Here is a 25151-nt window from a genome sequence, read left to right as displayed (position 1 = left end):
TGGGCCAGGCGATCTGATCATCGAACTTTTCGATCTTAAGCGGCAATATTCAGCCTGCGCACGCTCGGCAGCCTGCTGATACAATCGGGCCATTGAAAATTGCCTACTTTTAGGAGCACAACGTGCCCGTCGTCTTTGTCGCCGCCTCGAAACTCCCGACTCCCTTCGCGATCTTCACCATGCATGGCTTTCTCGACGAAGCCACGGGGCGCGAGCACGTGGTGCTCAGCCTGGGTGATATCGCCGATGGTCAGCCGGTACTGGGGCGCCTGCATTCCGAATGCCTGACCGGCGATGCGCTGTTCAGTCAGCGCTGCGACTGCGGCTCGCAACTGGAGGCCGCCTTGCAAGCCATCGCCCGTGAAGGCCGTGGCGTGCTGCTGTACCTGCGCCAGGAAGGACGCGGCATTGGCCTGTTGAACAAGATCCGTGCCTATGAACTCCAGGATGGTGGCGCCGATACCGTCGAAGCCAACGAACGTCTGGGCTTCGCCGCCGACCAGCGCGACTACGCAATGTGCCTGCCGATGCTCGAGCACCTGGGCGTGCAGTCGCTGCGCCTGATGACCAACAACCCGCGCAAGGTCAAAGCCCTGACCGACATGGGCATCAAGGTTGCCGAGCGCGTGCCGCTGCACACTGGTCATAACCCGCACAACCGTCACTACCTGGCCACCAAGGCCGGCAAGCTCGGCCACATGATGGGCAACGAGCACCAGGGCGAGCCCCAGGCGTGACCCGCGGCCAGGTGAAGCGGCGCCTGGCGCTGGCCTGGTGGCAATACCTGGCGGTGGGCCTGGTGCCGCTGCCGGTGATGGCTTGGGCGTTCGGTGGCGGCGATGCCTTGATCCCCGTCCTGGCGATGCCGCTGTTCATCGCCGGTGCGGCGACTATGTTCCTCAGCCTGCCCCGCTTTGGCGCGTACAAGCGTGCCTTGATCGCTACGTCGAAGGCCCTGGGCTCGCCCGAAGAGCCGCAGGCCTGGATCAATCTGGCCCAGGTGCGACGCATGGCCATGCTGTTCGCCTGCTTCCCGGCCTGGGTGGCGGCGCTTTCGGTGCTGGTAGGCCTGGAAACGGTGCCCCAGGTGCTGCTGGCGCTTTCCACGGTAGTGCTGCTCTACCTCTACCGCATCCCTCGCCAGCTGGGCTGATGCGCCTGCTTCTCTGCCTGTTGGTCTTGCTGGCCGTCGGCGCCCGGGCCGAAGGCGGGCCAAGGGTGATCAGCCTGGCGCCCTCGATGAGCGAAATCATGCTCGAGCTGCACGCCGACGACTTGCTGGTGGGTGTACTCGATGGCGGTGAGCGGCCTGCGGCGTTGGCAGGCCTGCCCTCGGTGGGGCGCCAAGGGCAGCTCGACATGGAGCGCCTGCTCAGCCTCCAGCCCGACCTGTTGCTGCTGTGGCCCGACAGCGTAGCCCCGGCCCAGCGCGACCAGCTCAGGCGCCTGGGGATCGCGACGTTCGTCGGCGAACCCAAGGACATCGACCAACTGATCGAGCAGATCGAAGCCATCGGCCAGCGCGTCGGGCGAGCAGAGCAAGCCCGGCAGTACGCGGCGGCCCTGCGAGAGCGGCTGCGCAGCTTGCGCGAGCAATACCGGCGCGAACGACCGCTGCGGGTGTTCTATCAGGTCTGGGACAGGCCGCTCTATACCCTCGGGGGGCAGCAGATCGTCAGCGACGCCCTGAAGGTCTGCGGCGCCAGCAATCTGTTCGCCGACCTTCCCCAGCCCGCGCCACAGGTGAATGTGGAAACCGTATTGCTGCGCGATCCTGACGTGATCCTGGCCGCAAATGCCGCGCAGCTGGCGAGCTGGAAGGCCTGGCGCACGCTCAGTGCCGTGAAGGCCGATCGCCTGCTGGTGGTGCCCGAAAAAGGCCTGGAGCGCCCCAGTGGCCAGATGATCGAGGCCACGGCGCGTTTGTGTGAGTTGCTGGACGCTAGAGCGCCGGCGTCCAGGTGACGCTCAGCAGCCAGGTGCGACCCTCTTCGCGATAGCCGTAGTTGTCGCCCTGATAACTGTAGTGGGTGCGGCTGTACTGCTTGTCCAGCAGGTTATCCAGCTTCAGGTCGAACTTCACTTCACTGCTGGCTGACCAATTGCCGCGCAGCCCCAGCAGGCCATAGCCGCCAATGGTGTCGGTGTTGGCTTCGTCGTTGTAGCTGCTGCTGATCGCTTGCCAACTGGCGCCTAGGGCAAAACGTTCGAATTGGCGATCGAGGTCCAGGCTCAGCGTACGACGGGCGCGGCGGGAGAGGGTATGGCCGCTGTCACGGTCGCGCGGGTCGATCAGCGAGAGCCCCAGTTGGGATGTCCAGCCGCTCCAGTCCTGGCTCAGGGCCATCTCGAAGCCATTGATGCGTGCGGAGTCGACATTCTCGGGGCGTACGCTGTAGTTGATAGCGTCCTGTAGGTCGGTGCGATACAGCGAGGTTTCCAGCTTGCTGTGTTCGGTCAGTTGGCTGCGCCATTGCAGCTCGTAGCTCTTGGAGCGTTCAGGCTTGAGGTCGGGATTGTTGTAGCCGGGGAAGTACAGATCGTTGAAGGTCGGGGCCCGAAACCCTTCGCTGTAGGACAGCAGCACATCGTTGTTCGCGTTGAGCGGGACCGTCAGGCTGCCGCTCCAGCTGGTCTGGCCACCGAACTGCTGGTTTTTGTCGTGGCGTACGCCAAGCTCGGTGGAAAAGTGCTCGCCACGGAACCGGTGCTGGGCGAAGGCTGCGCGGTTCCAGCGGCTGTCTTCGGTGAAGTCGGCGCTGGCGTGGACACGGTCCTCGTACCAATCGCTCCCTAGCAACAGGCTGTTGCGTTCGTCCAGGATCAGATTGTTCTGCCAGGTGGCTTGGTCGCGGTAGGTATTGAACGGGTAGCGGGTCCCGGCGAGTTTGTCGCGGCTCTCATCGCGGTTTTCGCTGTGGGCCAATTCCAGCCGGGCATTCCACCTCTCGCTGACCTGGGCGTCGAAATAGCTGCCGACACTGCTGAGGGCAAAGTTCGAATAGGGCTCCTGCGCGCTGAAGCCACGAGGCTCGTCGTACTCGTGGCGTCCACGGCTATCCAGCACGTTCAGCCCGGCCTCGAAACGTTCGTCGAAGGTATGGCTCAGGCTCAGGTTGAACGAGCTGTTGCGGTAGGCGTCATGATCCGCGTCGCTGGCGAAGGATGGCCCGGTCGAGTCGATGCCCGCTGTCTCGTCGAGGCTGGCGCCGAGGTTGAAGCGGGTTGCCTCATTGCCGCCGGAGAGCCCCAGGCTGCGCTGGAAGCTCTGGTTGCTGCCCGCTGCCAGGCGCAGGCGTGGCTGAAGGCCTGGGCCTGTGCCGCGTCGGGTGAAGATCTGGATGACCCCGCCAATGGCGTCGCTGCCGTAGATCGCCGAGCGCGACCCGCGCAGCACTTCGACCCGCTCAATCTGGTCGATGTCGAGAAACTGCAGGGCGCTGTCGCCGGAGGTGGCATTGGCGATGCGCACGCCGTCGACCAGCACCAGGGTCTGGGCAGCCTTGGTGCCGCGGATGAAGATTCCCGGCAGGCTGCCGCGTCCTCCGGTGGGCGCCACCTGGACTCCCGGCACGCGGGCCAGCAGATCGGTGACATTGGAGGGTTGCAGGCGATCGATGTCGCTACGGGTGAATACGGTGTTCGCGGCGCTGGTGGCGCTGCGCGACTCGACCTGACGACTGGCACTGATCAGCACGTCGGGGAGCTTGAGGGCGTTGTCACGGTCCGGTTCGGCGGCCAGCAGGGCGGAGGGTAGGCAGAGCAGGGCAGTGGTGAGGGGCGAGATCTTCATCGGCAGTTCCATAGCATTCGCGGGCAAGCCCGCTTCCACAGGGGCTGCGTACAACCCTGCGCAAGTGAGACTTGCCCGCGAATGCGTCAATCAGGCGGCGTAAAGGCTTACAGACCGAGCTTGGCCATCCGGGCTTTCACCGAGGCTTCGATACCGGCGGCATCGAGCCCGCACTCGGCCAGCATTTGCGCAGGCTTGGCATGCTCGACGTAGATGTCCGGCAGGCCCAGGTGCAGCAGTGGCTTAAGCACGGCTTCTTGGGTCAGGAACTCGCTGACCGCAGCACCGGCGCCGCCCATGATGGCGTTCTCTTCGATGGTCACCAGCAGGTCGTGGTGGGCGGCCAGCTCCAGTACCAAGGCTTCGTCCAATGGCTTGACGAAGCGCATGTCGACCACGGTAGCGTTAAGGGTCTCGACGACTTTCATGGCTTCGGCCAATTGCACACCGAACACCAGCAGGGCGATTTTCTCGCCTTTACGGCGGACCACGCCCTTGCCGATTTGAAGCGGCTCCAGATCGCCGCTGATCGGCGCGTTGGGGCCGGTGCCACGAGGGTAGCGTACCGCCGCCGGGCCGTTGTACAGGTGACCGGTGCTGAGCATCTTGCGCAGTTCGTTCTCGTCGCTCGGGGTCATCACCAGCATGCCGGGTATGCAACGCAGGTACGAGAGGTCGAAGCTGCCCGCGTGCGTCGGGCCGTCTTCGCCGACCAGGCCTGCGCGGTCGATGGCGAACAGCACGTCGAGGTTCTGTACAGCCACATCGTGGATCAGCTGGTCATAGGCGCGCTGCAGGAAGGTGGAGTAGATCGCCACCACCGGCTTTGCGCCCTCGCAGGCCATGCCTGCGGCCAGGGTGACGGCGTGCTGCTCGGCGATCGCCACGTCGAAGTAGCGCTCCGGATAGCGCTCGCTGAAGGCCACCAGGTCCGAGCCTTCCTTCATCGCCGGGGTGATACCCACCAGGCGATTGTCGGCGGCGGCCATGTCGCACAGCCACTGGCCGAACACTGCCGAGTACTTCGGTCCGCTGACTTTCTTCGGTGCGACGGGCTTGTCGGCCGGCTCGAGCTTGGTGATGGCGTGGTAGCCGATCGGGTCCACTTCGGCCGGGGCGAAGCCTTTGCCTTTCTTGGTGATCACATGCAGGAACTGCGGGCCCTTGAGGTCACGCATGTTGCGCAGGGTGGCGATCAGGGTCGGCAGGTCATGGCCGTCGATGGGGCCGATGTAGTTCCAGCCGAGCTCTTCGAACAAGGTGCCAGGCACCAGCATGCCCTTGGCGTATTCCTCGGTGCGGCGGGCGATCTCCCAAGCGCCAGGCAGGCGCGACAGGACCTTCTTGCTACCCTCGCGCATGCTCGCGTAGGTGCGGCTGGAGAGGATCTTGGCCAGGTAGTTGGACAGGCCGCCGACATTGCGCGAGATCGACATGTCGTTGTCGTTGAGGATCACCAGCATGTCGGCGTCGACTTCCTGGGCGTGGTTCAACGCCTCGAAGGCCATGCCGGCAGTCAGCGCGCCGTCACCGATGACTGCGATCGACTTGCGTGGCTCGTTCTGCAGCCGGGCGGCGATGGCCATGCCCAGCGCGGCACTGATCGAGGTGCTGGAGTGACCGACGCCGAAGGTGTCGTACTCACTCTCGCTGCGCCGCGGGAAGGCGGCGATACCGTCCTTCTGGCGCAGGCTGAGCATGCGCTGGCGGCGACCTGTGAGGATCTTGTGCGGATAGGCCTGATGACCCACGTCCCAGACCAGACGGTCGTCCGGTGTGTCGAAGACGTAGTGCAGGGCGATCGTCAGCTCGATGACGCCCAGGCCGGCGCCGAAATGCCCACCAGTCTGACCAACGGTATAGAGCAGCTCCTGGCGCAGCTCGTCGGCCAGGGTCTCCAGGTCGGCTTCAGCCAACCGGCGCAGGCCGGCAGGCGTGTCGGCGCGGTCCAGCAGCGGCGTGACCGGGCGTTCGCGGGGGATCTCTTGAAACGTCGTGGGCATCAGGCGAGTCGTTATAGGTGTGAAGAGGCGGCAGTTTACCCCATTGTAGGAATTACTGCCCATTCAGACGCAGGATTGCATGCACCCTGTGGGGGCGGGTGAGCCCGCTCCCACAGGGTTTGGCGTCAGGGTTCAGTGGCGGCGTTCGACGATATAGCGGGCCAGGGCGCGCAGGGGTTCTGCGCTGTCACCGAAGCCTTCGAGTGCTGCCAGTGCCTGGTCGCGCAGCTCGAGCGCATAGGCCTTGGCCGCCTCCAGACCGAGCAGGGCCGGGTAGGTCGGTTTGTCGCGGGCGATATCGGCGCCCTGGCGTTTGCCGAGGGTGGCGGTATCGCTCTCCACATCGAGGATGTCGTCCTGCACCTGGAAGGCCAGGCCGATGGCCTGTGCATAACGTTGCAGAGCCTCGAGCTGCGCCTGGCTGGCGCGGGCGCTGGCCAGGGCGCCGAGGCGCACGCTGGCTTCGATCAGGGCGCCGGTCTTGTGCCGGTGCATGTACTCCAGGGCGCGCTGGTCGAGCTTCAGGCCCACCGAGCCCAGGTCGATGGCCTGGCCACCGACCATGCCGGCCGGGCCCGCGGCCTTGGCCAAGGCCTGGACCATGGCCAGGCGAATGGCATCGTCCTGGGGGCTCAGGCGTGTATCGAGCAGGGCGCTGAAGGCCAGGCTCTGCAAGCCATCGCCGGCGAGAATGGCGCAGGCCTCGTCGAAGGCTTTATGGGTGGTGGGCTGGCCACGGCGCAGGTCGTCGTCGTCCATGGCGGGGAGGTCGTCATGCACTAGCGAATAGGCGTGGATCAGCTCCACGGCGCAGGCGGCGCCATTGGCGTGCTCGGCCGGGGCACCGAAGGCCTCGCAGGCGGCGTAGGCCAGCAGCGGGCGTACGCGCTTGCCGCCGTTCATCACGCTGTAGCGCATGGCGGCGTAAAGGCGCTCGAGCTCTTTGGAGGGCGCCTGGAACAGCGGTTCGAGCGCAGCGTCGACACGCGCCTGGCAACTGGCCTGGTAGGTGGCGATCATGCTTCCGGCTCCGCGTCGAAGGGCTGGGCCGCCAGCTCGCCATCGCGCTCGAGCAGGATCTGCACCTTCTGTTCAGCTTGGGCCAGGGCACCCTGGCAATCGCGGGTCAAGGCAATGCCCTGTTCGAAGGCAGCCAGCGACTCTTCCAGCGACAGCTCGCCGTTCTCCAGGCGCTCGACCAAGGCTTGCAGGTCAGCGAGGGATTGCTCGAAATCGATGGAAGCTTTTTTGCGGGCCATGGCGACTGTCTCGGTGGCATTCAGAACGGCGCGACACTAGCAGAGCAGGGCAGGGGGAGCAAACCGGCGAGGGCAATCATTCGTCGCATTTTGTTGCATTTGTGTCGGAGGAGGCGGCTTGCAATTTGCGAGGTCGTTGGATTGTGAGGGTTTTGGCCCTCTGCCATAATCCCGCGCGCTCTGCGCCGCGTCCTACAAGCTGTCGGCGTCCCTCCTACTCGATGTCACGTAACGGATTACGTTGTGAGCTTCCTTTCGATCGAATTCGGCCTCTGTTTCACGCTGTTCTTCATTGTGTATTGGAGCCTGTGCTGGAGCGTACGCCTGCAAAACGTACTGCTGCTGGCGGCCAGCTATGGGCTGGTGGCGAGCTTCAGCCTGCAGTCGCTCTACATCCTGCTGGGCTACAGCGCGTTGGTGTACCTGCTCGGGTTGCTGGCGGCGCGTTACCCGGGGCGCTGGTTCTGCCGGGCGTTGTTGCTCGGGCTGGTGCTGGGCTGCTTCTACCTGTTCAAGTACCAGGCGTTCTTCGTCGAGGGCGTGCAGGCTGCCCTGGCCCTGTCGGGGTGGGTGGTGTCCTTGCCGGTGCTGGAAGTGCTGGTGCCGATTGGAATGTCGTTCTACATCTTCCATTCGGTGAGCTACCTGGTGTCGATCAACCGGCGCGAACTGGCGCCAGCCGCGCCACTGGACCTGGCGTTGTACCTGGCGTTCTTCCCAAGCTTGGTGGCTGGCCCGGTCAATCGTGCGCTGGACATGTTGCCCCAGATCCGCCCGACAACGATTCGCCAGGTGCTCGAGCCGCAGCGGGCCTTGGGGCTGATCGCCCTGGCGGTCGTCAAATTGTTTCTGCTTGGCGGCTGGCTGGCCAGCGAGTGGGTGGATCCGGTGTTCGACACGCCTGGCAGCTTTACCCCGGAGCAGGTGTTGCTGAGCGTGTATGGCTACAGCTTCCTGATCTACTTCAATTTCAGTGGCTACACCAATCTGGTAACCGGCATCGCCTTGTTGCTGGGCTTTCGCCTGCCGGAGAACTTCAATGCGCCCTATGCCGCGCACAACCTCAAGGCGTTCTGGGGGCGTTGGCATATCAGCCTGTCGCGCTTCATCCGTGATTACGTCTACATCCCCCTGGGCGGCAATCGTCAAGGCATGTGGCGCGGCAACCTGAACATGTTGCTGGCCATGCTGGTGTCTGGCCTTTGGCACGGAGCGAGCCTGAACTTCATTCTCTGGGGCGCGCTGCATGGTGTGGGGCTGGCGGTCTACAAGCTGTTCGACCAACTGCTGCCCGGGGCCAAGGCGCTGCCGGGGGCAGGGCTGGCTGCACGCTTGCTGACCTTCCACTACGTGGCGTTCGCCTGGGTGTTCTTCCGCAGCACGACGCTCGATGGCGCCTGGGAAATGCTCGCAGGCATCGCCCAGGTGAGCATGGCCGGGCTGTCCTCGTCCACCGGCTTGGCGGTGCTTGGCTGCGTGCTCGGCGTGGCGACTTATCCACAATGGCTGGCGATTCTGCGCCAGGGTTTTGCCGCCAGCCAGCGCTTGCCTTGGCCGTTGTATCCGGTACCGCTGGCGGTGTTCGTGTCACTGGTGATCTTTGCGTCGCAATCGGGCGTGCCGGGGTTCATCTATGCCAGTTTCTGATACCCGGCAGTTGTTCCAGGCGCAGTTGGGCGCTGCTCGGGCGCTCTATGCATTGGTCATCGCCACGCTGTTGCTGTGCTGGTTGAACCAGGACTCGATCAAGCTGTATTGCCAGCAGAAGTATCACCAAGGTTGCGATCTGCCGGTGATCGGCCAAGCACCTGCCTGGCGCCTGGGCGCTAATCTCACCTTGGCTTTGGAGGATGCCCGCGACAGCTTTGTCGACAGTCTGCGGCGCAGCTCGCAGGTGGCTACGACGCCAGCGCCGGTCGTCCTGCCACCGACCATGCCGGTGGTGACGGTCGACCTGCAACCGGCAGCCCCAGCTGCCACGCCACGGCCACCGGCTCCGGCACCCAAGCCGGTGGCGCAGCCGCTGCCGGCCAAGGCTCCAGTGCCCGTCGCGAAGCCTCTTGGCACCCTGGCGAGCCTGGCCACTGGCGATGAGGTCTTTCTGGTGGGGGACTCGCTGATGCAGGGCGTGGCGCCGCACCTGGCCAACAGCCTGCGCAAGCGCTACCAGATCAGGACAGTCAACCTCAGCAGGCAGAGCACCGGCCTGGCCTACCCCGGCTTCTTCAATTGGCCCAAGACCGTGACCGATACCCTGGCCGCCAATCCGAACATTCGCCTGATGGTCGTGTTCATGGGGCCGAACGATCCCTGGGACATGCCCCAGGGCAAGGGTAAGCCGTTCCTGCGTTTCAAGACGCCTGAGTGGGAGGCGATCTACCGTTCACGGATCGACGCTATCCTCGAGCAGGCTCGCCAGCACAACGTCCAGGTGATCTGGGTCGGCCCGCCGAACATGGAAAAGCCCCGGCTGTCCACGGCCATGGCCTACCTCAGCGGCCTGTACCAGGAGCGTACGGCGTTGTTCGGTCAGCACTATGTCTCGGCCAATCCGTTCCTTGGCTACCCTGACGAGCAGTTCGCCTATGCGGTGCAGATGCCCGACGGGCAGCGCGTCAAGGTGCGGGGGGACGACGGCATCCATTTCACCATCACGGGCCAGAAGATGATCGCAGCACAGGTGCTGTCGCTGATCGCTTTCCCTGGCCTGACCGTTACAGGACATTGAGATGCGCCAATGGCATCACTTGCTGGGCCTGGCCCTGTTGATCGGCGCCCTGCCAGGCTGCAGCAACGGTGCGGGAGTTGCCGCGCAGGCACAGCCTGCGGCCAGAACGATTCCCGCACAGCCGGCGCGTCAGGATGGCAACGTCGCGCTGCTGGCGAACAAACTGCGCGGTGCCAATCGGACTGGGGTCTCCATCGTCCAGCTGGGCGATTCGCATACTGCCGCCGACCTGTTCAGCGGCGAGCTGCGCCGGTTGTTGCAGCAGCGCTATGGTGATGGGGGCATTGGCCTGGTGCCGGCGTCATCCGTGCCGGGCATCCGGAACGACCGGGTGATCATCGCCAGCGAGCGGCAGCAGTGGGAACTGGTGTCGGCGCGCAATCAGCAGAGCAGCCAGTTTCCTCTGGGGGGGTACCTGTCGCGGCCGACAGTGGCAAACGCCAGCGTGACGCTTCAGGCCCGCGACCCCGATGCGCAGCGCTACCGGATCTCGGCGTTGTACCAGGCATCAGGCAACAGCACCTTGGTGGCCAATGGCAGCCAGCGGCGCATGCTGCCGGCCAGCAATGGCCAGTGGCGCTTCAGCCCGGCGTTCACCAACCTGGGTTTGCCTGTGCGGCTCGGCGTGGAGGGCAGTCAGGGCGTGGTGCTCGGTGGCTGGTACATCCAGGGCCAGAAGAACACCGGCGTGACCTATTCGTCCTTGGGCATCAACGGTGCTCGGCTGGAGGTGGTGAACAAATGGCAGCCGGGCTGGCAGGAAAGCCTCAAGGTCCTGCGACCGGACCTGGTGATTCTCGCCTACGGCACCAATGAAGCGTTCGACGACACCCTGGACCTGAGCCTCTACCAATCGCAACTGGACGCGACCCTCACTGCCCTGCGCCAGGCTTTGCCGCGTGCGGCGATTCTGCTGGTAGGGCCTCCCGACTCGATCAAGCAGCGCAAGGCGCGTACCTGTGCGACGCGCCAGCCACAGCCGTTGGCGGCGGTGATTCGCCTCCAGCGGCAGGCCGCGCAGAAGCACAAGGCGCTGTTCTGGGACTGGCAGGGATACATGGGCGGGCCCTGCTCGATCGCGGCCTGGCAGGCAAGTGGGCTGGCTCGTCCGGATCTTGTGCACCTGACGGCCGAGGGGTATCGCAAAAGCGCGGCGGGGCTGTATCAATTTTTGAAAGGGCCGCTGCAACTGCGCTGACAGGGGCGGCCTGATTGCGCAGGTTCAGCGATGCCTTTCGGATCGACGCGAGCGCTGTGGGAGCGGGTTTACCCGCGAACACCGGCGCAGCCGGTGCCATTCACCGAGGCGTTTGCTTCGCGGGTAAACCCGCTCCCACAGGTTCTCCGGTGTTCTCAACAACACCGCTGTGCCCGTGGGAAGTGCGCCAGGGCTGGTATTTGCACGGCTGAAAAGTGTCAAGGGATAGCAACCGAAGGCGATTCAAGCTTGTCCGGCACCATAGAATCTCCTACAGATGCATCACCGCTGCAACCTGTAGTACCGGGCTTGCCCGCGAAGAAGGCGCTGCGGAGCAAGCCTCTCGCTCCGGCAGCCCTTCCTGTGCCTTAGGCCGGCACGGCTTCACGCTCGGCCATCGCCTCGCGATAGCGCGCCAGCTCCTCGATGGTCAGTACCGGCAAGTTGTACTGGCGGGCATAGACGGCCACCTGCTCACCCCGGGCCATGCTGCCGTCGGGGTTCATCAGCTCGCACAGCACCGCCGCTGGGCGTAGGCCAGCCAGGCGCGCCAGGTCCACCGAGCCTTCGGTGTGGCCACGGCGAGCCAGGACGCCGCCATTGCGCGCGCGCAACGGAAAGACATGCCCAGGGCTGACGATATGGCGCTGCTCGGCGGTCGAGCGCAGCGCGGCTTCGATGGTGGTGATGCGGTCCTGGGCCGACACGCCGGTGCTGACGCCTTCTGCCGCCTCGATGCTGACGGTGAAGCCGGTGCCGTGGCGAGCCTGGTTGTTCTGCACCATCGGCGCCAACTGCAGGGCGTCGACGGTAGCTTCGTCCAGGCACAGGCAGACGATGCCGCTGCAATCGCGGATCATCATGGCCATGGTCTGCAGCGAGATGTTCTCGGCGGCGGCGATGATGTCCGCTTCGTCCTCGCGGTCGTCATCGTCGAGCAGCAGCACAGGGCGCCCGGCCTGGAAGGCGGCGATGGCAGCGGTGACATTGGGGAACTTGGGGTGATGCGTGGTGGACATGAAACGCTCCTCGTAAATGATCGATGAACGTCTCGGGGCGAACAAAACGCGCGCGCAGGAGCACCCGATGGCCCCCGCCTGACGCCTTCTTTCATCCGGACTATGACCGTCGGCCCTGGAATCTCACCAGATCTGCTGACCTCCGGCATGGCCGGAGCGCTCGCGGGCTCATCTTTCGATTTACCGCCGGTGGGGACTTTCACCCCGCCCTGAAGACCCGGCAAGCATACCCCACTGTGCCACCCCGCTGGCAAGCCGACGGTGTAAGACCTTCGGCGGTATCATGGCCAGCATGGCTTTTGTGAGGCAGTACATCATAAACATTCTCGACGTCATCGGCGGCAAGCCGATCAAGCTGTGGACCGATGGCGTGCCGGTGGAGGATGACGCCCGCAAGCAACTGATGAACACCGCGCGGATGCCGTTCATCTTCAAGCACCTGGCGGTGATGCCGGACGTGCACCTGGGCAAGGGCTCGACCATCGGCAGCGTCATCCCCTCCGTCGGAGCGATCATCCCGGCCGCAGTGGGTGTGGACATCGGCTGCGGCATGATCGCCGCGCGCACCTCGCTGCACGCCCGCGACCTGCCGGACAACCTGCACGGCCTGCGCAGTGCCATCGAAAAAGCCGTGCCCCATGGCAAGACCTTCGGGCGCCGCGACCAAGGTGCCTGGGATGACGTGCCAGCGCACGCCGACCAGGCATGGCGTGGCCTGGCCGCGCGCTTCAAGGCGATCACCGACAAGTACCCGCGTCTGGAGAAGACCAACAACCGCCACCATCTGGGCACCCTGGGTGGCGGCAACCATTTCATCGAGGTTTGCCTCGATGAGGCCGATCGCGTGTGGTTCATGCTGCACAGTGGCTCGCGCGGTGTGGGCAATGCCATCGGCAACTTGTTCATCGAACTGGCCCAGGCCGACATGCGTCAGCACCTGGCGAACCTGCCCGACAAGGACTTGGCCTACTTCGAAGAAGGCAGCCGGCACTTTGCCGACTACGTGGAGGCAGTCGAGTGGGCCCAGGACTTCGCCCGGCACAACCGCGAGCTGATGATGCAGGCGGTGATCGTCGCCACGCGCAGGGTCCTGGGCAAGCCGTTCGAGGCGAATCTTGAGGCGGTCAATTGCCACCACAACTACGTCCAGCGTGAGCAGCACTTCGGTCGTGAGGTGCTGGTCACCCGCAAAGGGGCGGTGTCGGCGCAAAAAGGCCAGTTGGGCATCATCCCTGGCTCCATGGGCGCCAAGAGTTTCATCGTGCGCGGTCTGGGCAATGAAGAATCGTTCTGCTCCTGCAGCCATGGCGCTGGCCGGGTAATGAGCCGCACCAAAGCCAAGAGCCGTTTCACCGTCGAGGATCAACGGCGGGCCACGGCCCATGTGGAGTGTCGCAAGGACAAGGACGTGATCGATGAGATCCCGATGGCGTACAAAGACATCGATGCGGTGATGCACGCCCAGCGAGAACTGGTGGAAGTGGTACACACCTTACGCCAGGTGGTGTGCGTCAAAGGTTGAGATCCTACAGGGAAGAAAAATCCACGTTTAAGAACTTCAAGACATTAAAAAGCCGGCTTGTGGCCGGCTTCTCGGGGACGGTCTTGGCTAATTTTTGGTAAGCCGCAACCGCCTTAAACGGGATGGCCACGAAGGCCTGAAAAGAGATGGCGGACGGCTGTGTGAGGCGTCGCCAGGCCCTCTGGATCGCGGCTTGCGCCGGCCGGGGCAGAATGTGCGGCGTAGCATACTAGGGCCGGGGCGGGTTGCCCAGCAAAAAGTGGCACCGAGTGTTTCAACAAGGGCGGCGCAGGCTGAAGCAGGACCAATGGAACACCCAGCCGAGGATCTGCATGCCCTGGGCCTGGCGCTGCCTGGGGGTATAGCGCTCGGTGGGTTCGTGGCCGTGCAGGTAAAGGTTGTCCAGTCGATCTCGGCTCAGCCGATGAACCCTCAGCCGGCCGTTGTGCGCCAGCACGTAGGTTTCGCCATCCACGACCCACGTCAGGCTGCGGTCGATGACCAGGGTGGCCTCCGTGGGGATGATTGAGGCGATGCCGGTCATGGGCATCGGAATGCAGGCGGCATCCTCCAGGGCGACGCCCAGCGTTTGCAGCATCTGTTCGGAAAATGACAGGTACTTGCCTTCGTCGGGCTGGAGCTTTCCGTTGCGCAGCACATGGACCGGAAGTCGGGTAAAGGCCCCTTCGTGATTGGCTGGCTGCGTCATGTTGAGGTGCGAGGGGTACTGGCTCGCAAGCGGATTGACATGCTTGGGCCCTTCGCCCGTGCGCAGCCAGCGCCGATGCACGCAGAACAGTTCGGCGATATCGTCCAGACGAGCCAAGGGCACGCCGCGCCTGAACCAATTGTTGACGTGCTGAGGTGTGACACCGCGGTGGATGGCAAAGTCGGAAGGGGTCAGGTGGCACTCCTGGAGGAGGGCCCTGAGGCGGTCACCGGAAGTATTCATGGGGCCGAGTCTAACGAGTCGGCGCAGGAGCGGGAATGAACGGGAAGTTGATGCGTTTTGTAGGAAATGAATGCAAATGTCCGAGCTTTGCCTAGGACTAAGTAGGTTTTTTCGCGCGCAGCGTGCCGTGTATTTCAATCAGGCGAAAAAAACCCTGCCGAAGCAGGGCTTTTCTTCAATCCGGTCTTAGCCCTTGTAGGCGGCAACCGATTTGGTGATCTCGGCGCGGGCGGCGTCAGCACCTTCCCAGCCCTTGATCTTGACCCACTTGCCCTTCTCCAGATTCTTGTAGTTCTCGAAGAAGTGCTTGATCTGCTCCAGCAGCAGGGCTGGCAGGTCGGTGTATTCCTTCACGTCGACGTACAGCTGGCTCAGCTTGTCGTGAGGAACGGCCAGGACCTTGGCATCGCCACCGCTCTCGTCGTCCATGTGCAGGACGCCGACCGGACGGGCGCGGATGACCGAACCTGGAGCGACCGGGTACGGGGTCACGACCAGCACGTCCAGCGGATCACCGTCATCGGCCAGGGTGTTCGGGATGTAGCCGTAGTTGGCCGGGTAGAACATCGGGGTGGCCATGAAACGGTCGACGAACAGGGTGTCGCTGTCCTTGTCGATCTCGTACTTGATCGGCGCGTGGTTAGCCGGGATTTCGATGGCGACGTAGATGTCGTTCGGCAGGTCTTTGCCCGCCGGAATCTTGCTGTAGCTCATTGGGCAGTGCCCCCGTGTTTGACCAAAAAGTGGCGGCGATTATAGGCACATTCCTAGCGGGCATGCCACGCCCGGCCGGATGTGCGGCCCCGTCAGGCCTGGGTTTCGCGATACAGGGGATGCTCGGCCTGCAATCGGTCCAGGCGTGCGAGCGGGTCCTGGCGATAGAACAGCGCGAGTTGTTGATACACCAGTGGATATACCTGGTGCAGCAGGTCGGGCGCGCTGAAGAAGTACTCGCTGGTGACGGCGAAGAATTCCGCTGGGTTTTCGGCGGCGTACGGGTCGATGGCGGTCTCGGCGTCCGGGTTGGCATCCAGTTGCCGGTTCATGTCGTCATAGGCCTGCTGCATGGCGCTCGCCCAGGCCTCCACGCGCATGTCGTTGTGCAGCGGCGGCAGGCCATTGGCATCGCCATTGAGCATGTCGAGCTTGTGCGCCAGTTCGTGGATCACCAGGTTGTAGGCTTCCCAGCCGCCGCTGGCCAGCACTCCGGGCCAGGCCAGGATCACCGGGCCCTGTTGCCAGGCTTCGCCGCTGTGTTCGGCATCCCAGGTATGTTCGACACCGCTGGCGTCGCGGTGGCGTTGTGGGCTGAGGAAGTCGTCGGGGTAGAGGATGATCTCGTGGAAGCCCTGGTACCAGTTCAGGTCGCCCAAGTGCAGCAGCGGCAGTTGGGCCTGGGCGGCGAGGAACAGACGCTGTTCGTCGTCCAGTTCCACACCGGGCAAGGCGGTCAGGTGCTTGTCGCGCAGGAACAGTACGCAGGCTTCGCGCAGGGTACGGTCTTCTTCGTCACTGATGCCGTCGAGCAGGGGCAGGCGCTCGCGAACCACCTGCCACAGCTGTGGTTCGACGGGGTATCGGGCCAGGGTACGTCGGCGACGCCAGGCGCGCAGCGACCACATGACCGGTCAGTGGGCCTTCGCCGTGCGGCCCAGGCGGCCACGCAGCAGACCCAGGATCATTGGCACCAGCGACAGGATGATGATGCCGACGACCATCAGCGACAGGTGTTGCTTGATGAACGGGACGTTGCCGAAGAAGTAGCCCAGGGTTACCAGGCCGCCGACCCACAGCAGCGAGCCTGTGACGCTGAACGCCAGAAAGCGCGGGTAGTGCATGTGCGCGATACCTGCGACGAAAGGCGCGAAGGTCCGCAGGATCGGCAGGAAGCGCGCCATGGTCACGGTCTTGCCGCCGTGGCGCTCGTAGAAGTCGTGGGTGCGCTGCAGGTAGTCGCGACGGAAGATCTTTGAGTTGGGGTTGCGGAACAGCCGCTCGCCCGTGGTCCGGCCGATGACGTAGTTGGTGCTGTCGCCCAGGATCGCCGCGGCCATGAGCAGGCCGGCCAGCAGTACCGGGTCCATGCCACCGCCTGCGGCGACGGCACCGGCGATGAACAGCAAGGAGTCGCCCGGCAGGAAGGGCATCACCACCAGGCCGGTCTCGCAGAAGATCACCGCGAAGAGAATGGCGTAGATCCAGGGGCCGTAGTTGGTGACCAGCAGATCGAGGTAAGCATCGAGATGCAGGATAAGGTCCAGCGGGTTGAATTCCATGTACAACACCTGTGTTCTTGACCCGCAGCTACGGGCGCACGATGACGGACTGTGCCAAGGGCGTAGGCTTTTTTACCTGCGGGCGGGTAAATTTTCACACATGACAGGAAGGGCATTATACGGCGATGGTGAGAATGTGCCTGTGGAGTTTGTAGCGGCGGATGTCGGGTGGTCTTGTGTCGAGATCGAAACGATTTCACTGACCTGTGGGAGCGGGTTTACCCGCGAAGCAGACGACGCGGTGCAGGGCACCGGTTGCGCCGCTGGTCGCGGGTAAACATGCTCCCACAGGGCGGTGGTCAGTCCTGGGTGATCGGCAAAATGTAGTTTTCGAACTCGGTGTCTTTGCGAAAGCCGATTGATTCGTAGGTCTTGCGTGCCACGTCGTTGTCACTGCTGGTGGAGACCCGTATGCGCACGGCGTTGGTGTCCTTGGCCATTTTCTTGGCTTCACGCATCAGGTGGTCGGCCACCAGCATGCGTCGGGAATCTTCGGCCACATAGATGTCGTTAAGGATCCAAACGCGCTTGAGCGACAGGGAGGAGAAGCTTGGGTAGAGCTGGCAGAAACCAAGCAGACGCCCCTCCTCGTCATCCGGCAGGGCCAGGTAGATCACCGATTCGCCACGCTTGAGGCGTTTTTCCAGGAAGCTGCGCGAGCTGTCCGGATACGGTAGCTGCCCATAGAACTCGCGATATTTCACGAACAAGGGGGTCAGCAGGTCGAGGTGTTCCAGGGTTGCCTTGATGATGCGCATGTGCGGCCCTCAGTGTCCATTTGGGGATACGGCGGATTGCCAGCAGCTTTCAATCGCATGCTGCCCAAAGCAGGTTAGAAGCGCAATCCGCCTTCCATTACATGTTTTTTACTGTTCTCCCAGCAGGAAGTTACCGTTTTTGCCTGACGCTGTGTCGCTTTCGATGCTGTGCACCTCGGCTTCGTCCTTCAGGTTCACGCCGGAAAGCTGGCGTCGGCAGGCCTCGCGCATCAAGTACAGCAGACGGTGAGCCGCCATGCCGTAGCTCAGGCCCTCCAGGCGCACATTGGAGATGCAGTTGCGGTAGGCATCGGTGAGGCCGACCTTGGGCGCATAGGTGAAGTACAGGCCCAGGCTGTCGGGTGAGCTCAGGCCAGGGCGTTCTCCGATCAGCATGACCGTCATGCGCGCACCGAGCAGCTCACCGACTTCATCGGCCACCGCCACACGGCCTTGTTCCACCAGCACGACGGGCGCGCAGCGCCAGCCGTCGGCAGCGGCCTGCTCTTCGAAGCGGGCCAGGAAGGGCAGGGTATGGCGGTGCACGGCCAGGGCCGAGAGGCCGTCGGCAACCACGATCGCAAGATCGACGCCGCCCGGGTTGGCCTGGGCATATTCGCGCAGATGTTGGGCGGACGCCTCGTCCAGGCGCCGGCCCAGGTCGGGGCGCTGCAGGTACTGGTGGCGGTCGCTGGCCGCGCTGTGCACCAGCAGGCTTTCGCGACCACGCGCGTCGAGTTGCTCGCGCAGGCCCGCGTGGTCGAAGGGCAGGTGCACGGCATCGCGGGCCTGGGCATGGGCGAACTGGAAGTCCAGCTGCGCACCGGTCGGCAGGCTGGTGCCGGTGCGGCCCAGGGCGATGCGTGCCGGGGTCAGGTTGCGCAGAGCCAGCCAGGGATTCTCGGGAGTGGGTGTCTGTCGGTCCATGGTCATCCCTATGCAAGCTGTGTCAGTGCCTGGCGGAAGGCCGGCGGTAGAGTGTCACCGAAGCGTACCCGGCCATCGGCCTGGGTGAAGATTCCGGTGCGTTCCAGCCACGCCTCGAACTCAGGCCCAGGTTTGAGGCCCAGGGTCTGGCGCGCATAGAGCGCGTCATGGAAGGAGGTGGTCTGGTAGTTGAGCATGATGTCGTCGGAGCCGGGAATGCCCATGATGAAGTTGATCCCGGCCACGCCCAGCAGGGTCAACAGCGTGTCCATGTCGTCCTGGTCGGCTTCGGCATGGTTGGTGTAGCAGATGTCGCAGCCCATGGGCACGCCCAGGAGCTTGCCGCAGAAGTGATCCTCCAGGCCCGCGCGGATGATCTGCTTGCCGTTGTACAGGTACTCCGGGCCAATGAAACCGACCACCGTGTTGACCAGGAACGGGTTGAAATGACGCGCCACGGCGTAAGCACGGGTTTCGCAGGTTTGCTGATCCACGCCATGGTGGGCGTTGGCCGACAGCGCGCTGCCCTGGCCGGTCTCGAAGTACATCAGGTTCTGGCCGACGGTACCGCGCTTGAGCGACAGGCCGGCTTCATAGCCTTCCTTGAGCACGTTGAGGTTGATGCCGAAGCCGGCGTTGGCGGCCTCGGTGCCGGCGATGGATTGGAACACCAGGTCCAGTGGCACGCCACGGTTGATCGCTTCGATCGAGGTGGTGACGTGGGTCAGCACGCAGGATTGGGTCGGAATCTGGTAGCGCTGGATGATCGCATCGAGCATTTCCAGCAGGGTGCAGATAGAGGCGATGCTGTCGGTGGCCGGGTTGATGCCGATCATGGCATCGCCGTTGCCGTACAGCAGGCCGTCGAGGATGCTTGCCGCGATGCCCGCCGGCTCGTCGGTGGGGTGGTTGGGCTGCAGGCGGGTCGAGAGGCGCCCGCGCAGGCCCATGGTGCCGCGAAACTTCGTCACCACGCGGATTTTCTGCGCGACCAGCACCAGGTCCTGGACGCGCATGATCTTCGACACCGCCGCGGCCATTTCCGGGGTCAGGCCGGGGGCGAGGGCGCGCAGGCTCTGTTCGTCGGCGGCCTCGCTGAGCAGCCAGTCGCGAAACCCGCCGACGGTGAGGTGGCTGACGGGGGCGAAGGCTTGCTTGTCATGGGTGTCGATGATCAGCCGGGTGACTTCGTCCGCCTCGTAGGGAATCAACGCTTCGTTGAGAAAATGCGTGAGGGGAATATCGGCCAGGGCCATTTGCGCGGCGACACGCTCGCCATCGTTGCTGGCCGCGACGCCTGCCAGGTAGTCGCCCGAGCGGGCCGGGCTGGCCTTGGCCAAGACGTCCTTGAGGCTGTCGAAGCGATAGGTCTGAGCACCTACGCTGTGGGAAAATTGGGCCATCTCAGTCTCCGTTCCAACGGTGTAGGGGCGTTGCCGAATGCTGGTGGATCATCAGGATGCCACCTTCTTCAGCAGGTTTTCCAGGCGGTTGCCGGCAGCCCGGTGATGGAGGATGGCAAAGGCCTTCTCCGCCACCACGCTGCCGCCTTCCAGCGGAGGCAGGCCGCCGCTGTAGATGTTCGAGATCACGGTGTATTCGTAGCGAATGTCCGGGTTGCCGCTGAACTGCGCGGCGGCCTGGCGCGCCTTGTCGTCCGGCAGGCGGTAGCCGAGGTAGGCGGACATGCTGCGTGAGGCCAGGGCATCGCCACCAGGACGTTCGCCGATCAGCACGATGATCAGTTGCGGTTGCAGGGCCTGGCCCACCGATTCGGCCAGTTTGACCCGGCCGTAGGGCGCCAGGATCGGTTGGCCGATGCTCAGCTCGTGGCTGCGCAGGCCGTCCATGAGCACCGGCAGCAGTTCGGGAATGTTGTGGTGGATGGCTTCGGCGCTCAGGCCATCGGAAATCACGATCTGCACGTCGTTGTATTCCGGTTGCAGGTAGCGCAGCACGTCTTCGGTCAGCCGTGCTCCAAGTTCCGGGTCCTGCAGGTGGGCCAGCTTGTCGGGGGCTGCGGTGCGCAGCTCGCGCAGGGGCACTTCACCGATTTCGGCGGGACGCAGGTCGACGTAGATCGCCTCACGGGCGACCGCCAGGTTGGCCCGCACGGTACGAGAGACTTCGTTGGCCGGACGGGGTCCGGCGTTGTCGAAGCCGTAGGTGGCCGGCGTGGACTCCAGCAGTCGCTGGAAATCGATGTCCGACTCACAGAAGATCCTCGGATTGCCCCAGTTCGGCCCGCGCTCCACGTTGCCGTGGGCGTCCTCCTGGAAGATCCCCTTGCTCAAGGCCCAGCGCAGGTACTCCGGTGCCGGCGCCAGGTCGTGGACTTCGCGCAGGGTCTGGTCGTCGTGGGCGCTGGTGTCGAAGTACGCGAGCATGCGGTCGGTGCTCAGGTACACATCCATGAAGAAGTTGGCGCCGGCTGCGGTCAGCAACTCGGTGGCCATCTGCTGGCCTTCGAGGGTTACCTGGGAGTGCAGGGTGTAGCAGGGCGCCATGCCCATGGGCAGGCCCATCAGCTTGCCCATGAACTGGTCCTGCAGACAGGCATAGGTCATCTCGAAGTTGTCCAGGTGGGTCTCGGGGCCGATGAAACCGGTGACGTTGTTCACCATGAACGGCCGATAGCGGCGTGCCAGGCCGTAGCACAGGGCTTCGCAGGTGGTCATGTCGATGCCTTCGTGCTTGCCGTAGGTCAGCTCGCTGCCCTGGCCGGTCTCGAAGTACATGAAGTTCTCGGCCACCTCGCGCAGCGGGCCGCGTTCGGCCATGGTCCGCCAGGCCTGGTCGAGCAGCTGCACGGTGACGTCGAACTCGTCGGTCAGGGTGCGCTCGGTGCCGGCCAGGCTCTGGAACATGATCTCCACTGGCGCGCCCTGGTCCAGGCAGGTCAGTTGGGTCTTGATGTGCGACAGCACGCAGATCTGCGTGGGGGCGCCGGTCTTGCGGCGCAGCTTGTCCAGGTGGCGCAGGGTGGCACTGATGTTGTCCACGGTGTCGATGGCCGGGTTGAGGCCGATCAGCGCATCCCCTGAGCCCATGCTCAGCCCGGTGTACACCAGCAAGGTGATGCCGCTGAGGTTGTCGGTGGGGTGGTTGGGTTGCAGGCGCGACGACAGGGTGCCGGGCAACCCCACCAGGGTACGGGCCTTGGCCGCCGCGCCGCTCTTGAGCTTCTTCGACAGCAGGATGAGTTCGTGCACGTCCAGCAGCTTGGCCAGGGCGGCCACCATCACCCCGGTCATGGCCGTGCCGATGCGCCGGATGACCGTGCCGTGGCTGCGCAGCAGGCGATCCTTGAGGATGCCCAGGGGCAGGTCGGCGATTTCCTTGAACACCTCATGGTCGATGTCGTAGTTCACTTGCATGACGCTGTCGATGCGTCCGTGCCGGTCGGTCAACGGGTGGTCGAAGTAATGGCGCAGGGTCAGCTCCGAGAGCACCTTGCGTGCGGCCTCGCGGGTGATCTCGTCGGCGGCCGCAAGCCCGGCCACGCGGTCCCCGGCCTTGCTGATGTCGGCAGCGCCGAGCACGGCCTTGAGGTTGGCGAAGCGGATTTCGCGATCCAGCACACGGGTGCTGTAGGCGCGCTCGGCGGGGACCTCGGGAAGGCGGATGTGCTGGAGTGCAGTCAGTTCCATGGCAGGCTCTCTTCTGTTCGCATCTGTTCGCATCGCCCTAGTGCACGCCATAGAAGGCGACGGGCACGATGTGCTGATGGGGTTTTCCCAGGTTGATGAAGTGCGCCGAGCGTTCGCGCACCTCGTCGATGACGATCAGGTTGCAGGCATTGCGGCCCCAGTTCGTGGCGTAGTTGCCCAAGGCCTTGCCGATGTTGCTTTCGAGCAACAGCACCAGCGGCCATTGGGGCGGCGGGGCGGCGACCGCCAGGGCCTGGGACAGGCGTGCGCCCAGTTGGCGGACCGCCTCCAGGCGCGGTGTCTGGCCGCCGTCGAGCACCTGCACGCAGGCGCCCTCGTGGCTGCCCAGGGCCAGGCTCAGGGCGTCGCCCAGCTGTCGTTCGCTGGCATCGATGGGCAGGCGCGCGACGATGGGCAGGTCCTTGAGCGGCAGCGCGTCCGGTTGGGGCAAGAACAGCGTGCTGCCGGAGATTTCAGTGTTGTGCAGGGTCAGGCCGTAGACGGTCGCCCGGCCGCGGTTTTCCGGTACCAGCCAGGTGGTGTCTTGGACCAGCCGAGGCTGGCGTGCGATGGCCAGGGCCAGGTCGATACCCAGGTCGCCGTAGTGGGTGGTGTCCGGCAAGGGTTCGCCTTGCAGGTGGCGATAGAGCAGCTCGCCAACACCGCCGGAAAACGTCAGGGCGGCGGCCCGACGGGATTCGGGAAGCTGCAAGGGCAATTGTTCGGTCAGGCGCCCCAGCGCATGGCTGGCAAAGAAGCCCTGGTCGCCGTCGACGATGGCCAGCAGCGCATCGATGTACCAGCCCAGCATTGCCTCCCGTTCGACGGGGGCGAGGCTTTGCCCTGGTCTTTTGGTGATTCCCAGGAACCTGAGCAGTGCCTGGCCGAACTCCGAGATCTCCGTCAACTGGTAGGTGCCTGGCTGGAACTGCACATGCCGGGCGCCGATGAAGTGGCAGCCCGTGGCCTGGACGTTGCCAGCCAGGCCCCAGGCGGCATTGGTGGTGCCGCCGCCGATGTCCAGGTTGAGCATTGGCTGCTGGTCATGGAAGCGGCTCAGGGGCGAGCAACTGCCCATGAACGCCAGCCACGACTCCAGGCCGCCGTCATCGGCGCGGGTGACCAGCGCATTGCCGATCAATTGTCCCACCAGTTGCGCCAAGGCCTGGGCATTGTGCCGCCGCGCCGCCAGGCCGGTGATGATCACACCCCCGGAAAACAACTGTTGCGGCTGGACTCCGGCCTGGCGCAGCCAGGTTCCGATCAGCTCCCGGACGGCGGTCTCGTCGATGGTTTCGTCCTTGAACGGCGTGAACACCGGGTCGCCACGAAACAGTACCTGAGGCTCGTTCAGGGCCATGCGCCCGGTGACGCAGTGGCTGCTGAGGCTGGCTTGGGCGATCAGCGCGCTGCTGGTGGTGGATCCGAAGTCCAACCCCAGCAGCAACACCGGTACGCCGCCTGTGATGGCTTGCATGCAGGCGCTCCTCGCCGCGCCGGGTCAGGCCGGGGCCTTCTGCCCGGCAGGTGCCGGAGACTCCAGCGCGCTGTCGCCCAGGTACTCGCCTTCGGCGATGATCCCGGCAGCCCGGTCCTCGGCCTCCAGTTGCAAGGCCTTGGGCACCGACAGCCAGTAGGCCAGGCCCACCGCGACGAAGCCCGCACCGAGCTTGCCGATCAGGACCGGCAGGATGATGGTCGGCTGGAAGTTGGCGGTGAACGACAGGTGGTCCCCCAGCAGGAAGGCGGCGCACACGCCGAAGGCGATGTTGATCACCTTGTCCTTTGGCGGCATGTAGCGCACCAGGCGGAACATGGCCAGGATGTTGGCGATGGTGGCCAGCATGCCGGCGCTGCCCACGGCGCTCAGGCCGATCTTGCCGCCCAGGCTCTCCAGGGGCTTGCCCAGGTATTTGCGCAGCAGGTAGACCATGGGGAAGGCGCCGGCCAGCATGATGCCGATGTAGCCGGCGGTTTCCAGGGCGCGGGTCTGGTCTTCGGCGTCCGCGATGATGGGGTGGAAGCCCCAACTGCCGAATACCGTGGTGAAGACACCGGTGAAGTGCTGAACGATCGAAGCCACCAGCACCAGCTTGATCACCGCGTCCAGGGTCCGGCCGAAAATGATGAAGCCTTTGATCATCAGGTCGGGCAGGAACCGCAGGCCCAGGGCCAGGGCCACGACGAAGATCAGGATAGGCACCAGGTTGGCGAACAGGCTGCCCACGGCCAGCGCCAGCTGGTAGCTGGATTCGGCGTTGGTGCTCACCAGCTCACGTACCGACGGGTTGCTGAAGGCCAGGATCAGGCTGGCGATCATCACGCCCACCGGAATGGTCAGGATGCCCGACATGATGCCCAAGGCCATGTACTTGTGGTCGCGCTTGTCGAGCATTGCCAGGCCCATGGGGATCGAGAAAACGATGGTCGCGCCACCCATGAAGCCGGTGATCAGTGCCATGACCAGGGCTTCCTTGCTGGCCGCCAGGGCCGATGCCAAGTGATAGCCGCCCATGTCCGAGGCGATGATCATGGTCGCCGCCAGGGCCGGGTCGGCGCCCAGGGAGGCGAAGAACGGCCCGAAGACGGATTCGATCAGGACCGTGAGGTAGGGGATGGCAGCCATGATGCCCGCCGCCGGGACGAAGATGTGGCCGGTGGCATGGATGCCTTCCATGAATTCCTTGCCTAGCCCTCGGTCGCTGTCATAGATGGCGGCAAATGCCCCGAGTACGGCGCAGAGCATGATGAGGTAGAGCACGTAGTTGCCGATCTGGTCCATTTGCTTGGCTCCCTTGTCTTATTGTTTTTCGAGGCACTTGTGTACGAGCCCAGGGCTGTATGCACGTAGCTATCACCTCGCGATGACCGCTAGTGGAAAGAGCGGCAGCGAGTCGATAGCGCTTGAATCAGGCGAAGGTCTCCCGGCGGTTGGCGCCGCCGGGAGGATCGATCAGAAGAAGCCCAGCGGATTGATGTCGTAGCTCACCAGCAGGTTCTTGGTCTGCTGATAGTGGTCGAGCATCATCTTGTGGGTTTCACGGCCGACACCGGACTTCTTGTAGC

The 25151-nt window shown here is 64.3% G+C and carries 23 protein-coding genes and 1 riboswitch; of the genes, 7 read left to right on the top strand and 16 right to left on the bottom strand.

Annotated elements, in window-relative coordinates:
* Positions 1–122: 122 nt before the first annotated feature.
* Genes ribA through ACNFCH_RS14255 form a run of 3 tightly spaced genes read left to right on the top strand, consistent with a single transcriptional unit; the run spans position 123 to position 1965 of the window.
* On the top strand, positions 123–737 hold the full coding sequence (gene ribA / locus ACNFCH_RS14265) for a GTP cyclohydrolase II (protein ID WP_043210209.1): 615 nt from the start codon (positions 123–125) through the stop codon (positions 735–737).
* A complete protein-coding gene (locus ACNFCH_RS14260; RefSeq protein WP_196165040.1) occupies positions 734–1153 on the top strand; it encodes an MFS transporter in 420 nt (139 codons plus the stop codon). The genes ribA and ACNFCH_RS14260 overlap by 4 nt, the downstream gene beginning before the upstream one ends.
* On the top strand, positions 1153–1965 hold the full coding sequence (locus tag ACNFCH_RS14255) for a cobalamin-binding protein (protein WP_416743021.1): 813 nt from the start codon (positions 1153–1155) through the stop codon (positions 1963–1965). Before ACNFCH_RS14260 ends, ACNFCH_RS14255 begins: the two co-directional genes overlap by 1 nt.
* Here the strand turns inward: ACNFCH_RS14255 and ACNFCH_RS14250 are convergent.
* From ACNFCH_RS14250 to ACNFCH_RS14235, 4 genes are all read right to left on the bottom strand, one after another.
* The gene (locus ACNFCH_RS14250; RefSeq protein WP_416743020.1) at positions 1943–3793 is read right to left on the bottom strand and encodes a TonB-dependent receptor plug domain-containing protein; all 1851 of its coding nucleotides are present in this window, start codon (positions 3791–3793) and stop codon (positions 1943–1945) included. The two genes, ACNFCH_RS14255 and ACNFCH_RS14250, sit on opposite strands and share 23 nt — an antisense overlap.
* A gap of 107 nt (positions 3794–3900) precedes the next feature.
* Positions 3901–5796 carry a 1-deoxy-D-xylulose-5-phosphate synthase gene (dxs, locus tag ACNFCH_RS14245; RefSeq protein WP_416743019.1) on the bottom strand — a complete coding sequence of 632 codons (1896 nt, stop codon included), beginning with the start codon at positions 5794–5796 and terminating at the stop codon, positions 3901–3903.
* A gap of 132 nt (positions 5797–5928) precedes the next feature.
* Positions 5929–6816: a (2E,6E)-farnesyl diphosphate synthase gene (ispA, locus tag ACNFCH_RS14240; protein WP_337159675.1), complete on the bottom strand. Its 888-nt coding sequence runs from the start codon at positions 6814–6816 to the stop codon at positions 5929–5931.
* Positions 6813–7055: an exodeoxyribonuclease VII small subunit gene (locus tag ACNFCH_RS14235; protein ID WP_011531978.1), complete on the bottom strand. Its 243-nt coding sequence runs from the start codon at positions 7053–7055 to the stop codon at positions 6813–6815. Before ACNFCH_RS14235 ends, ispA begins: the two co-directional genes overlap by 4 nt.
* Positions 7056–7298: 243 nt before the next feature.
* On the opposite strand from ACNFCH_RS14235, the gene ACNFCH_RS14230 reads away from it, so the two are divergent.
* Genes ACNFCH_RS14230 through ACNFCH_RS14220 form a run of 3 tightly spaced genes read left to right on the top strand, consistent with a single transcriptional unit; the run spans position 7299 to position 10981 of the window.
* On the top strand, positions 7299–8702 hold the full coding sequence (locus ACNFCH_RS14230; protein ID WP_416743018.1) for an MBOAT family O-acyltransferase: 1404 nt from the start codon (positions 7299–7301) through the stop codon (positions 8700–8702).
* Positions 8689–9783: a DUF459 domain-containing protein gene (locus ACNFCH_RS14225; protein ID WP_416743016.1), complete on the top strand. Its 1095-nt coding sequence runs from the start codon at positions 8689–8691 to the stop codon at positions 9781–9783. Before ACNFCH_RS14230 ends, ACNFCH_RS14225 begins: the two co-directional genes overlap by 14 nt.
* A 1-nt stretch (position 9784) precedes the next feature.
* A complete protein-coding gene (locus tag ACNFCH_RS14220) occupies positions 9785–10981 on the top strand; it encodes an SGNH/GDSL hydrolase family protein (RefSeq protein ID WP_416743015.1) in 1197 nt (398 codons plus the stop codon).
* Between the two features lie 368 nt (positions 10982–11349).
* On the opposite strand, the gene ribB is transcribed toward ACNFCH_RS14220, so the two are convergent.
* Entirely contained in the window at positions 11350–12000 is a 651-nt protein-coding gene (ribB, locus tag ACNFCH_RS14215) for a 3,4-dihydroxy-2-butanone-4-phosphate synthase (RefSeq protein WP_416743014.1), read from the bottom strand.
* Between the two features lie 79 nt (positions 12001–12079).
* A riboswitch (FMN riboswitch) is annotated at positions 12080–12221 on the bottom strand.
* A gap of 95 nt (positions 12222–12316) precedes the next feature.
* On the opposite strand from ribB, the gene ACNFCH_RS14210 reads away from it, so the two are divergent.
* Complete coding sequence (locus tag ACNFCH_RS14210) at positions 12317–13522, top strand: RtcB family protein (RefSeq protein WP_337159686.1); 1206 nt, start codon at positions 12317–12319, stop codon at positions 13520–13522.
* A 274-nt stretch (positions 13523–13796) separates the two neighbouring features.
* On the opposite strand, the gene ACNFCH_RS14205 is transcribed toward ACNFCH_RS14210, so the two are convergent.
* The 11 genes from ACNFCH_RS14205 to ACNFCH_RS14155 all read right to left on the bottom strand — a co-directional run.
* Positions 13797–14474 carry an XRE family transcriptional regulator gene (locus ACNFCH_RS14205; RefSeq protein WP_337159688.1) on the bottom strand — a complete coding sequence of 226 codons (678 nt, stop codon included), beginning with the start codon at positions 14472–14474 and terminating at the stop codon, positions 13797–13799.
* Positions 14475–14660: 186 nt separating this feature from the next.
* Entirely contained in the window at positions 14661–15188 is a 528-nt protein-coding gene (ppa, locus tag ACNFCH_RS14200; protein WP_416743013.1) for an inorganic diphosphatase, read from the bottom strand.
* 92 nt (positions 15189–15280) lie between these two features.
* Positions 15281–16096 (bottom strand): zinc-dependent peptidase, encoded by an 816-nt coding sequence (locus tag ACNFCH_RS14195; protein ID WP_416743012.1) that lies wholly within the window; start codon positions 16094–16096, stop codon positions 15281–15283.
* Positions 16097–16102: 6 nt separating this feature from the next.
* Positions 16103–16750 carry a DedA family protein gene (locus ACNFCH_RS14190; protein WP_337159693.1) on the bottom strand — a complete coding sequence of 216 codons (648 nt, stop codon included), beginning with the start codon at positions 16748–16750 and terminating at the stop codon, positions 16103–16105.
* Between the two features lie 299 nt (positions 16751–17049).
* Positions 17050–17508, bottom strand: coding sequence for a GNAT family N-acetyltransferase (locus ACNFCH_RS14185; protein ID WP_416743011.1), 459 nt, complete (start codon positions 17506–17508; stop codon positions 17050–17052).
* Positions 17509–17616: 108 nt separating this feature from the next.
* Positions 17617–18435: an ethanolamine ammonia-lyase subunit EutC gene (gene eutC / locus ACNFCH_RS14180; protein WP_337159696.1), complete on the bottom strand. Its 819-nt coding sequence runs from the start codon at positions 18433–18435 to the stop codon at positions 17617–17619.
* A gap of 8 nt (positions 18436–18443) precedes the next feature.
* Positions 18444–19838, bottom strand: a complete 1395-nt coding sequence (locus ACNFCH_RS14175; RefSeq protein WP_337159698.1) for an ethanolamine ammonia-lyase subunit EutB — start codon at positions 19836–19838, stop codon at positions 18444–18446.
* 51 nt (positions 19839–19889) lie between these two features.
* Positions 19890–22085 carry an ethanolamine ammonia-lyase gene (locus tag ACNFCH_RS14170; RefSeq protein WP_337159700.1) on the bottom strand — a complete coding sequence of 732 codons (2196 nt, stop codon included), beginning with the start codon at positions 22083–22085 and terminating at the stop codon, positions 19890–19892.
* Positions 22086–22122: 37 nt separating this feature from the next.
* A complete protein-coding gene (locus ACNFCH_RS14165; RefSeq protein WP_416743010.1) occupies positions 22123–23562 on the bottom strand; it encodes an ethanolamine ammonia-lyase reactivating factor EutA in 1440 nt (479 codons plus the stop codon).
* Positions 23563–23586: 24 nt separating this feature from the next.
* Positions 23587–24867, bottom strand: coding sequence for an ethanolamine utilization protein EutH (gene eutH, locus ACNFCH_RS14160; protein ID WP_337159704.1), 1281 nt, complete (start codon positions 24865–24867; stop codon positions 23587–23589).
* A gap of 171 nt (positions 24868–25038) precedes the next feature.
* Positions 25039–25151: hypothetical protein (locus ACNFCH_RS14155; protein WP_223685201.1), on the bottom strand; the 113-nt coding region annotated here is incomplete at its 5' end.

The organism is Pseudomonas sp. NY15354 (genome assembly GCF_048068075.1).
Classification (GTDB): domain Bacteria; phylum Pseudomonadota; class Gammaproteobacteria; order Pseudomonadales; family Pseudomonadaceae; genus Aquipseudomonas; species Aquipseudomonas guariconensis_C.
This window is presented reverse-complemented; position numbering and strand designations above follow the sequence as displayed.

What these genes read in the sequence shown, in the direction of transcription:
- ACNFCH_RS14250 (WP_416743020.1), bottom strand. Translation starts at nt 3,793, where the DNA reads ATGAAGATCTCGCCCCTCACCACTGCCCTGCTCTGCCTACCCTCCGCC.
- dxs (WP_416743019.1), bottom strand. Translation starts at nt 5,796, where the DNA reads ATGCCCACGACGTTTCAAGAGATCCCCCGCGAACGCCCGGTCACGCCG.
- ACNFCH_RS14185 (WP_416743011.1), bottom strand. Translation starts at nt 17,508, where the DNA reads ATGCGCATCATCAAGGCAACCCTGGAACACCTCGACCTGCTGACCCCC.
- eutC (WP_337159696.1), bottom strand. Translation starts at nt 18,435, where the DNA reads ATGGACCGACAGACACCCACTCCCGAGAATCCCTGGCTGGCTCTGCGC.
- ispA (WP_337159675.1), bottom strand. Translation starts at nt 6,816, where the DNA reads ATGATCGCCACCTACCAGGCCAGTTGCCAGGCGCGTGTCGACGCTGCG.
- eutH (WP_337159704.1), bottom strand. Translation starts at nt 24,867, where the DNA reads ATGGACCAGATCGGCAACTACGTGCTCTACCTCATCATGCTCTGCGCC.
- ACNFCH_RS14205 (WP_337159688.1), bottom strand. Translation starts at nt 14,474, where the DNA reads ATGAATACTTCCGGTGACCGCCTCAGGGCCCTCCTCCAGGAGTGCCAC.
- ACNFCH_RS14175 (WP_337159698.1), bottom strand. Translation starts at nt 19,838, where the DNA reads ATGGCCCAATTTTCCCACAGCGTAGGTGCTCAGACCTATCGCTTCGAC.
- ACNFCH_RS14255 (WP_416743021.1), top strand. Translation starts at nt 1,153, where the DNA reads ATGCGCCTGCTTCTCTGCCTGTTGGTCTTGCTGGCCGTCGGCGCCCGG.
- ACNFCH_RS14165 (WP_416743010.1), bottom strand. Translation starts at nt 23,562, where the DNA reads ATGCAAGCCATCACAGGCGGCGTACCGGTGTTGCTGCTGGGGTTGGAC.
- ACNFCH_RS14170 (WP_337159700.1), bottom strand. Translation starts at nt 22,085, where the DNA reads ATGGAACTGACTGCACTCCAGCACATCCGCCTTCCCGAGGTCCCCGCC.
- ppa (WP_416743013.1), bottom strand. Translation starts at nt 15,188, where the DNA reads ATGAGCTACAGCAAGATTCCGGCGGGCAAAGACCTGCCGAACGACATC.
- ACNFCH_RS14235 (WP_011531978.1), bottom strand. Translation starts at nt 7,055, where the DNA reads ATGGCCCGCAAAAAAGCTTCCATCGATTTCGAGCAATCCCTCGCTGAC.
- ACNFCH_RS14225 (WP_416743016.1), top strand. Translation starts at nt 8,689, where the DNA reads ATGCCAGTTTCTGATACCCGGCAGTTGTTCCAGGCGCAGTTGGGCGCT.
- ACNFCH_RS14220 (WP_416743015.1), top strand. Translation starts at nt 9,785, where the DNA reads ATGCGCCAATGGCATCACTTGCTGGGCCTGGCCCTGTTGATCGGCGCC.
- ribB (WP_416743014.1), bottom strand. Translation starts at nt 12,000, where the DNA reads ATGTCCACCACGCATCACCCCAAGTTCCCCAATGTCACCGCTGCCATC.
- ACNFCH_RS14190 (WP_337159693.1), bottom strand. Translation starts at nt 16,750, where the DNA reads ATGGAATTCAACCCGCTGGACCTTATCCTGCATCTCGATGCTTACCTC.
- ACNFCH_RS14195 (WP_416743012.1), bottom strand. Translation starts at nt 16,096, where the DNA reads ATGTGGTCGCTGCGCGCCTGGCGTCGCCGACGTACCCTGGCCCGATAC.